The sequence below is a fragment of the Staphylococcus sp. HMSC62B09 genome (assembly GCF_001839115.1).
Classification (GTDB): Bacteria; Bacillota; Bacilli; order Staphylococcales; family Staphylococcaceae; genus Staphylococcus; species Staphylococcus haemolyticus.
In genome coordinates this window covers 1-740 of record NZ_KV840103.1, presented here as the reverse complement: position 1 = coordinate 740, position 740 = coordinate 1, and the positions used below count along the sequence as shown (strand labels likewise).

Below are 740 nucleotides of genomic sequence, written 5' to 3'. Positions count from 1 at the left end.
ATGTGCTTTTTGTAGGTCTGATTGATGATTTTGAAACTGTTTAACTAAATTTTGTGTCTGTGATTTCACATCTTCTAATTCTTGTTGGATTGCTGATTGAAAATCTTGTTTTAAATTATCGTTATTAATACGTTCCACATAGTGTTTTGCAACGCTAATAAATCTTTTTTGATTTTTTTCTGTGGCTTGATTAAAGTTCAAGGCCGTGGTCTCTATCGTTGTCAATAATTGTTCGTGACGCTTGTTTCGCTCGTTCTCTCTCTTTTCGATCTCTTCGAGCCTTTTCATCAGCAAGTCTTGCTGACTCTGCAGCTTGTCGGCGACGCTTAAGCTCATTTGTGTCTTGGGCGAATTTATCCCAATCTGATTGAGTGACGCCTGTATCTCGTTGAGTTGGTTCATCACGGTTTGAAGTTGGTCGTTTTGGCTGGATGTCGTTGTCATCTTCTCGTTCTTGCTGTTGTCGTTGTATTTGTCTTTCAAAGCCATCTTCTATACCCCCTTTGTTATAATCTTCACCTAATCGACGGCCACGGACTTTTTTATCTTCAGCTAGATGTCGATAGGTAATGCTCTTAGGTGTAACTCGTGCAATTTCAATGCCATATTGACTTAAATGGTCTTTAAATTCGTCCATATTTGTGGCTGTTGATTGGTCAATTGCTTCACGTATTTCATCTTTCCATGAATATTGGGCGGTTGATTTTGTATTAGGGTCAGCAATCGCTTTTTCTGTTTGT

2 pseudogenes are annotated in these 740 nt (G+C 38.6%); both read right to left on the bottom strand.

Features of this window, described 5'->3' with window-relative positions:
- A pseudogene (locus HMPREF3265_RS02120) lies at positions 1–201 on the bottom strand (mobilization protein); the annotation flags it as partial.
- Positions 191–740 (bottom strand): annotated as a pseudogene (locus HMPREF3265_RS02115) (protein rlx); the annotation flags it as partial. The pseudogenes HMPREF3265_RS02115 and HMPREF3265_RS02120, both read right to left, overlap by 11 nt.